The sequence below is a fragment of the Nocardia sp. NPDC004582 genome (genome assembly GCF_053602115.1).
Window position 1 is genome coordinate 25433 of sequence record NZ_JBSGCY010000072.1, and the last position, 8276, is coordinate 33708.

The 8276-nt window shown below is 70.4% G+C and carries 6 protein-coding genes; 4 read left to right on the top strand and 2 right to left on the bottom strand.

Translation table 11 applies throughout. The features are described 5' to 3' along the window. Nucleotide 1: 1 nt before the first annotated feature. Nucleotides 2–1570, bottom strand: coding sequence for an ArnT family glycosyltransferase (locus tag ACWELJ_RS20385; RefSeq protein WP_452367707.1), 1569 nt, complete (start codon nt 1568–1570; stop codon nt 2–4). Between the two features lie 241 nt (nt 1571–1811). On the opposite strand from ACWELJ_RS20385, the gene ACWELJ_RS20390 reads away from it, so the two are divergent. Genes ACWELJ_RS20390 through ACWELJ_RS20400 form a run of 3 tightly spaced genes read left to right on the top strand, consistent with a single transcriptional unit; the run spans nt 1812 to nt 4170 of the window. Then, entirely contained in the window at nt 1812–2576 is a 765-nt protein-coding gene (locus ACWELJ_RS20390) for an alpha/beta fold hydrolase (protein ID WP_452367708.1), read from the top strand. Between the two features lie 24 nt (nt 2577–2600). Beyond that, entirely contained in the window at nt 2601–3161 is a 561-nt protein-coding gene (locus ACWELJ_RS20395; protein WP_452367709.1) for a YdeI/OmpD-associated family protein, read from the top strand. Between the two features lie 13 nt (nt 3162–3174). Continuing rightward, entirely contained in the window at nt 3175–4170 is a 996-nt protein-coding gene (locus ACWELJ_RS20400) for a sucrase ferredoxin (RefSeq protein WP_452367710.1), read from the top strand. Between the two features lie 79 nt (nt 4171–4249). Here the strand turns inward: ACWELJ_RS20400 and ACWELJ_RS20405 are convergent, their stop codons facing one another. Beyond that, nucleotides 4250–5224 carry an SDR family NAD(P)-dependent oxidoreductase gene (locus tag ACWELJ_RS20405; protein ID WP_452367711.1) on the bottom strand — a complete coding sequence of 325 codons (975 nt, stop codon included), beginning with the start codon at nt 5222–5224 and terminating at the stop codon, nt 4250–4252. 149 nt (nt 5225–5373) lie between these two features. Between ACWELJ_RS20405 and ACWELJ_RS20410 the strand changes: the two genes are divergently transcribed. After that, nucleotides 5374–8276 (top strand): error-prone DNA polymerase (locus ACWELJ_RS20410; protein ID WP_452367712.1); only part of this gene is annotated, 2903 nt, incomplete at its 3' end.

An 8276-nucleotide genomic window follows, 5' to 3' on the forward strand; every position in this document is an offset into this window, starting at 1 on the left:
CTCAGATGCCGAGCGGCAGGTGCAGATCCATCATGTCCGGCCAGAGTTCCGGCCAGGGGTGCAGTGGGCCGCGGCAGACCGCGATGGCGATGTCGGTGTTCACGCCGGGGAACCCGTTGGGGCTGTCGAGGTGGTCGAGGATCCGGACAGTGCCGAACTGGCGGCGCAGGGTCGGTTCGGTGCTGTCGAGGCCGACGTAGAGCACCGCGCCGATGTCGCTGGGCGGCGGGCCGAAGTAGCCGAAGCCGCGGTTGGGGCTGTAGACGGGCGGCAGGCCGTAGTCGCGGCCGAAGTTCTGGAGGGCGGCGGCCTGCCAGTAGTTCTGGGCGACGATCGCTTTGGGCCGCTCGGATTCGGGCAGCTGCCGGTAGGCGTCGGCGACCTTGGCGGTCAGTTCGGACCAGCCCGAGTAGCCGTAGATGCTGGTCCGCATGGCGAAGTCGGCCTGGGTGCGGATGGCGGTGTGCACTCGCGAGGGCGGCTGCGGCAGGGCGGCCACCAGCGCGGCGATGATCACCAGCGACAACCCGATGACCGGCAGCGCGACCACCCGCAGCACCCGGTTGCCGCGTTCGCCGCGGTAGTAGGGCAGCGCGACCGCGCCGATGCCGAACAGTACCGGCAGGAACCCGGCGGTGTAGTACGGCCGCCCGTGCCCGAACAGCACCACGGCCACCAGCAGGCCGGAGGAGACGAGCATGAACAGGTAGGGCCGCAGCCAGCGGTCCCGGGCCAGGCTCCAGAACGCCCAGGCCGCGAGCAGGCCGCCGAGCAGTCCGGCCAGTCCGATCATCTGCGGCAGGCAGGCCAGCGGTCCGCCGCCGGCCGCGTCCTGTTCGGCGCCGATCACCTTGCTCATGGCCAGCGCGGGCCAGCCGTGCTGGTTCTGCCACCACAGGCCGGGCAGGGCGGAGGCGGCGAAGATGGCCGCGCCGATCCAGAGTCCGCGCCGCCACAGCAGTTCCCGCGGTCCGGCGACGCCGATGCCCGCGGCCAGGCAGAGCAGGATGGTGGGGATGAACCACTTGACCTGGAGGTCGATGGCGGCGACCACGCCGACCGCGATGAGCAGCCGGTCGTCGCGGGTGCGGATCCAGCGGATGAGCAGCCAGATGATGGCGGCCTGCAGGGTGGCGTCGAAGGAGAAGGTGCTCAGCTGCACGGCCTGGGTGGCGGCGAGCGGGGAGATGCCGTAGGCGGCGGCCGCGATCAGTTGCGCGGTCCGGGAGCCGCCGAGCTCGTAGGCGACCGCGGCGCTGATCACCACGGCGGCGACGGTCATCAGGACCGCGGGTAATCGCAGCATCGGCGCGGAGCCGGGGGCGATGGCGTCGGCCAGGTGGGCGACCAGCGGGATCAGGACGCCTTGGTCGGCGTAGGTGAGACTGCGGTGGGCTCCGGCGGCGATGAAATAGAGTTCGTCACCGAAGAAGTCGTAGCGCAGGGTTGGGACGGCGAGAAAGGTCCCGCACAGCGCGGCTAGTAGGAGGACCCAGGCGGTAGCGAAGGTCGGCCGCGGCGGGCTCGGTTCATCGAGTTCGACCGCGGGGGCGGCAGCATTGAGAACCATATTTCCCCGACAAAACAAGCATTGCTAAATCGGGGATCACGCTACCGTCATGGCTGACCGATTACCGAAAAATGTGAAAGTGATCTATTTCACAGGCCGAACCGCTTGGTATCACGGCTGGACCTGCGCAGTTCCGCATTCATTCGTCAAGTGAATGAATAGGCAACCGAATCTGTATTCGATATGGCGGAGCGCACAAATTGCGGCGACAACCTCTCGGTGATCCGTACTCTGGACAATCGTGGAGTCAACGGTCACCCGGGTCGAGTTCGATGACGTGTCGATCGCCTATCGCGATTCCGGCGCCACGGGTGGGCACCTCTACAGCGACACGCCGGTGGTCCTCGTGCACGGCATGGGCGGCGACGGGCACACCTGGGACCGGTTCGCGACCCAGCTGGTGCGTCGCGGCCGCCGGGTCGTCATTCCGGACCTGCGCGGGCACGGACGCAGCGCGCACACCGCGTCCTACCGATTCGAGGAATTCGGCGCCGACGTGCTCGCGCTGTGCGACCGGCTCGGGCTCGACACCGTCGACCTGGTCGGGCACTCCCTCGGCGGCTACGCCATCTCCTGGGTGGCCATGCGACGCCCGGAACTGGTGCGGCGCTTGGTGATCGAGGAGCAACCGCTACCGCTGCGCTCCGGCGACGAAGAGCTGAGCTTCACCCGCCGGCTGCCGTCGATCCCCGAACTGTGTCACGCCACCACCAGCCTGCTCCGGCACCCGCGCGCCGTGCTGGCCTTCGACCGCTCCATGACCGGTGTCGCGCTCGAACAGTTCCGCAAGCCCTACCCGGAATGGTGGGACGGGCTGTCCGACATCACCGCGCCCACCCTGTTCCTGCGCGGCGGCCCCGGCGGCATGGTCGACCCCGGCAAGCTCGAGCAGCTGCGCGCGAGCCTGGCCGACTGCACCGTCCGCGCCTTCGACTGCGGGCACAGCATCCACCGCGACCGCTACCCCGCCTTCGAGGCCGAAGTGCTCCCCTTCCTGGGCCACTGAGCTGCCGGTATCTAGAGTTGAACGGTGTCCGCATCCGAGCGACCCACGCTGTGGTTTCCCGACGAGCCCTCGTTCCGGGACTGGCTGTCGGCCAATCACGCGGCGGTGGACGGCATTTGGCTGAAGTTCGCCAAGCAGGGCTCGGCCCACGGCTCACTCGACTATGACGGCGCGCTGCGGCAGGCCCTGTGCTTCGGCTGGATCGACGGGCAGGCCCGGAAACTCGACGACGACTTCTTCGTCCGGGGATTCACCCCGCGCCGGCCGCGCAGCCAATGGTCGCAACGCAATGTGGGGCTGGCCGGCGAACTGATCGAGGCCGGGCTCATGCATCCGGCCGGGCAGGCCGAGATCGATCGAGCCCAGGCGGACGGACGCTGGGACAACGCCGTCGGCCGCGACCTGCCGCGGGACTTCCTGGACGCGCTGGCCCGGCACCCGGAGGCGGCCGTCTTCTTCGAGACCCTGCCGATGCAGTCGCGGATCGCGGTCGGCTACCACCTGGGCAGCGCGGTGCGGCCGGAGACGCGGCAGCGGCGGCTGGAGCAGGTGATCGCGAAACTGATCGACGGGAAACCACTGTGATCGAGGGACGGCTGTGACGGGATTCGAGGGACTGTCGTGTTCGGCTGCGGCGCTGGAGGTTCCCCTACCCGGGAGCGCGACCCGCATCACCGGGTGGCTGTGCGTCGAACAGCCCGGGGCGTGGGGCCGCGACGTGATCGGCGACCAGGTCCTCGGATCCGACATCACCCCCGAACTGGCGGCGCGCACCAAGGCGGCGCACGTGCGGCCCACCCTCATCCGGCGGCCCGGACGTCATGAATTCACCGGTGCGCGCACCGTTCTGCTCGCCGCCTCCCGGCCCGAGGGCTCCTGGTGCGAACGCCTCGAGATCGCCGACCCGCGTGAACTCCTGGATCTGGACCTGCACCTGCTCAACGGCCCCGCCCCCGGAATCGGTGCGGCCGTGACGGATCCGCTGGTGCTGGTGTGCGCCCACGGCAAACGCGACCAATGCTGCGCGCTGCTGGGCCGCCCGATCGCCGCGAGTCTGTCCGCCGCCCACCCGGACCGGGTCTGGGAGTGCTCCCACACCGGCGGCCACCGCTTCGCCCCCGCCGTCATCGTCCTGCCCACCGGTCTCACTTACGGCCGCCTGGACGAGGATTCGGCACACACCATGCTCGCCGCCGCCGACAAGGGCGAAGTCTCCTTCACCGGCCTACGCGGCCGCAGCTGCTACACGCCGGTCGAACAGGTCGCGGAAGTCGCTGTCCGCCAGCGCATCGCCGACGCCACCTTCACCGAGGTCACCGCCACCGGCGACGCCAGTGGGGCGACCGCGTCGCCCGGCGATGCCGACCCCACCGCCGGCATCGACGACATCACCGTCGAACCCGCCCCCGCCGACGCCGAACACTCCACCGACCCGGCCACTTTCGCGGGCGCGGCCCTGGTGACCCACCGGGACGGCCGCCGCTGGCTGGTCACCGCCCGCACCGCCGCCTACTCGCCCCGCCAGGCCAGCTGCGGCGCCGCCCCCAAACCGGCCACCGCGGTCGTCCTGGACCAGCTCCGGCAACTGGCCTGAGCGGCAAGGGCTCCCGGCCATTCGGTGGCACCTACCGGGTCGGCGCGGCGAGATGGTTGCCGACCCGAGGTCGGATCGGCTACCAGTGGGTGCCCGGGACCAGGCGGGCGGCGCGGCGCAGGGCGGTGCCGGTGGCGCGGACCGCGGGCGGGACGCTGCGGCGGTGGCGTTGCGGGACGATGATCTCCACGTCGGTGGTTTCCGGCTCGGCCACCGCCTCGCCCTTGGCGGCGGGGGAGTCGGGGATGGCGCGGTAGTAGCGGTGCAGGACGCGCTCCTTGATGCCGGGGGCGACCAGGCTGCCGTACTCGGCGAGGGTGCCGAGGGGGACGTCGATGCGGCGGGGGCGTTCGGTGAGGGCCCGGACGATGAGGGCGGCGGCCCATTCCGGGGATTGGGTGCCGGTGCCCTGGTCGCCGCTGGGGGTGATCATGGGGGTGCGGACCAGCGGCATGTGGATGGTGGTGAAAGTGATGTTGCTGGAGCGCATTTCGGCGGCGGTCACCTCGGCGAACTTGTCGAGGGCGGCCTTGCTGGCCAGGTAGGCGGCGAAACGCGGGGTGGCGACCTGCACGCCGGCGCTGGAGATGTTGACGATGTGGCCGTCGCGGCGTTCGCGCATGCCGGGCAGCAGGCCCAGGGTCATGCGGACCGCGCCGAAGTAGTTGACGGCCATGGTGCGCTCGAAGTCGTGCATGCGGTCGGTGGAGCGGTGCACGGCCCGGCGGATGGAGCGGCCCGCGTTGTTGACCAGCATGTCGACGTGGCCGTGGGCGGCGAGCACGGTCTCGATGGTCCGATCGACCGAGTCCTGGTCGGTGACGTCGCACGGGTAGGCGTGGGCGGCGCCGCCCGCGGCGGTGATCTCGTCCACCACGGTGGACAGTTCGTCGGCGCGGCGGGCCAGCAGGATGACGAGCGCGCCCTTCTGCGCGGCGGCCAGCGCGGCCGCCCGGCCGATGCCGGAGGACGCGCCGGTGATCACGACATGCTTGCCGGTCAGATCGCGGCGGGCGCGCCGGCGGGCCAGGTAACCGGTGTCTTGGTCGGCCATTTCTGCTCCCTTGCAGGTGGAATTGCCTCGAACTTACTCCAAAGTAAGTTACTGCGCCACGATGGATGGGCGAGCCGCCGTAGAGACCGATCGGTTTCGAATGTATGTTCGATACTCGAGACCGGTCGGATTGCGGAGGAGGTGGGCCGATGGGATGGGGCAACGGCCCGCCCACGTGGGCGGAGCTGGAACGGGTGCTGTCCGGGCGACCCGATCCCGCGCGCAAACAGGTCGACGGCGACGGCGGCGACAGCCCGGCCTGGTCACGCAAACGCGAGAAGTACGAGGCCGGGGACATCGAGCGGGCCGCCCGATCCGCGGTGCCCTACGCCGAACTGCACACCCACTCCGCCTACAGCTTCCTCGACGGGGCCAGCCAGCCCGAGGAACTGGTGGAAGAGGCGGTGCGACTGGGGCTGGAAGCCCTCGCGCTCACCGACCACGACGGGTTCTACGGGGTGGTCCGGTTCGCCGAGGCGGCCCGGGAATGGCGGATGCCGACCATCTTCGGCGCCGAGCTGTCCATCGGCACCGCCGCTCGCGCCGGAGCGCATCTCGCGCCACGCGGCCGCGGCCCGGCCGCGCGGCGACGCGGAAACGACACGGACGCACTGAATTCCGAACCCCGCACCGGCACCCCCGACCCCGCCGGACCGCACCTGCTGGTGCTGGCGCGCGGGCAGGAAGGCTACCGGCGGCTGTCGCGGGAGATGGCCGCCGCGCACATGGCGGCGGGGGAGAAGGGCATCCTGCGCTACGACCTGGACCGGCTCACCGAGGCCGCGGGCGGGCACTGGCACATCCTCACCGGCTGCCGGAAAGGCACTGTGCGCCAAGCGCTGCACCAGGGCGACGCGGCGGCCGAGGCGGCGCTGCGCGAACTGATCGACCGCTTCGGCCGCGACCACGTGAGCGTGGAACTCACCCACCACGGCATCCCCGAGGACGACGAGCGCAATGCCCGGCTGCTGGCCCTCGCCGACCGGGCCGGGCTGCCCGTGATCGCCACCACCGGAGCGCATTTCGCGGCCCCGCCGCACCGCCGCCGGGCCATGGCGCTGGCCGCCGTGCGGGCCCGCTCCAGCCTCGACGACATGGCGGGCTGGCTGGCCCCCACCGGCGGCGCGCACCTGCGCTCCGGTGACGAGATGGCGCGGCTGTTCGCGGCCTGCCCGCAGGCCGTGCCCAATGCCGTCGCGCTGGGCCGGGACTGCGCGTTCGACCTGCGGCTGATCGCGCCCCAGCTGCCGCCCTTCGACGTGCCCGGCGGACACGACGAGAACTCGTGGCTGCGGGAGCTCACCTTCGCGGGCGCGGCCCGCCGCTACGGTCCGCGCGCCGGGAACGCGGCCGCCTACCGGCAGCTCGAACACGAGCTGAACGTCATCGCCACCCTGAACTTCCCGGGCTACTTCCTGGTCGTGCACGACATCGTCAGCTTCTGCCGCGACAACGACATCCTGTGTCAGGGCCGGGGTTCGGCGGCGAACTCGGCGGTCTGCTACGCCATCGGCATCACCAATGTGGATCCGGTCGCCAACCAGCTGCTGTTCGAACGGTTCCTGTCGCCGGAGCGGGACGGGCCGCCCGATATCGACGTCGACATCGAATCGGATCGGCGGGAGGAGGCCATTCAGCACGTCTACGCCAAGTACGGGCGCGAGTACGCGGCGCAGGTGGCCAATGTGATCACCTATCGCGGGCGCTCCGCGGTCCGCGATGCCGCACGCGCACTGGGCTTCTCGACCGGTCAGCAGGACGCCTGGAGCAAACAGGTGAGCCGCTGGACCGGGGTCGCCGGAGAACAGCACACCGATATCCCGGACGATGTGCTCGCGCTGGCCGGGGAACTGGAAGGGCTGCCCCGGCATCTGGGCATCCACTCCGGCGGCATGGTGATCTGCGACCGGCCCATCGCCGACGTGTGCCCGACCGAATGGGCGTGCATGGCCGATCGCAGTGTCCTGCAATGGGACAAGGACGACTGCGCGTCCGCCGGGCTGGTCAAGTTCGATCTGCTCGGGCTCGGCATGCTGTCGGCGCTGCACTACATGATCGACCTGGTGGCCGAGCACAAGAGCCAGACCGTCGAACTGCACCGGCTGGACCTGGGCGAGGAGGCCGTCTACGAGATGCTGTGCCGCGCCGACTCGGTCGGCGTGTTCCAGGTGGAGTCGCGCGCCCAGATGGCGACCCTGCCGCGATTGCGGCCGCGCACCTTCTACGACCTGGTGGTGGAGGTGGCGCTGATCCGGCCCGGACCGATCCAGGGCGGATCGGTGCACCCCTACATTCGCCGCCGCAACGGCCGGGAGAAACCCGACTACGACCATCCGTCGCTGCGGAACGCGCTGGAACGCACCCTCGGCGTGCCGCTGTTCCAGGAACAGCTCATGCAAATGGCCGTGGACGTCGCCGGATTCACCCCCGCCGAAGCCGATGAGCTGCGCCGCGCCATGGGATCCAAGCGCTCCACGCAGAAGATGGAGCGGCTGCGGGCCCGCTTCTATCAGGGCATGCGCGATCTGCACGGGATCACCGGGGAGGTGGCCGACCGAATTTACGAAAAGGTGTACGCTTTCGCGAATTTCGGTTTCCCGGAAAGTCATTCGCAGAGTTTCGCCTCGCTGGTGTTCTATTCGGCGTGGTTCAAACTGCATCACCCGGCGGCCTTCTGCGCCGGGCTGCTGCGCGCCCAGCCGATGGGGTTCTATTCGCCGCAGTCGCTGGTCGCCGACGCGCGGCGGCACGGGGTGACGGTGCACGGGCCCGACATCAATCACAGCCTGGCCGAGGCGACCCTGGAGGCGAAGGGAATGGCGATCCGGCTGGGGCTGGCCGCGGTCCGGCACATCGGGACCGAATTGGCCGAGCGGATCGTGGCCGCCCGCGAGCTCGGGCCCTACACCTCGTTCCTGGATCTCACCGGACGCGTGGAACTGACCGTGCCGCAAGCCCCCGGTTCAGCACGATGGGCCCGCGGTGGCGCAGGCACACCTGGATGGCGGGCGTGGTGCCCATCCGATACCCGTCCTGCACGGACCGCCAGATC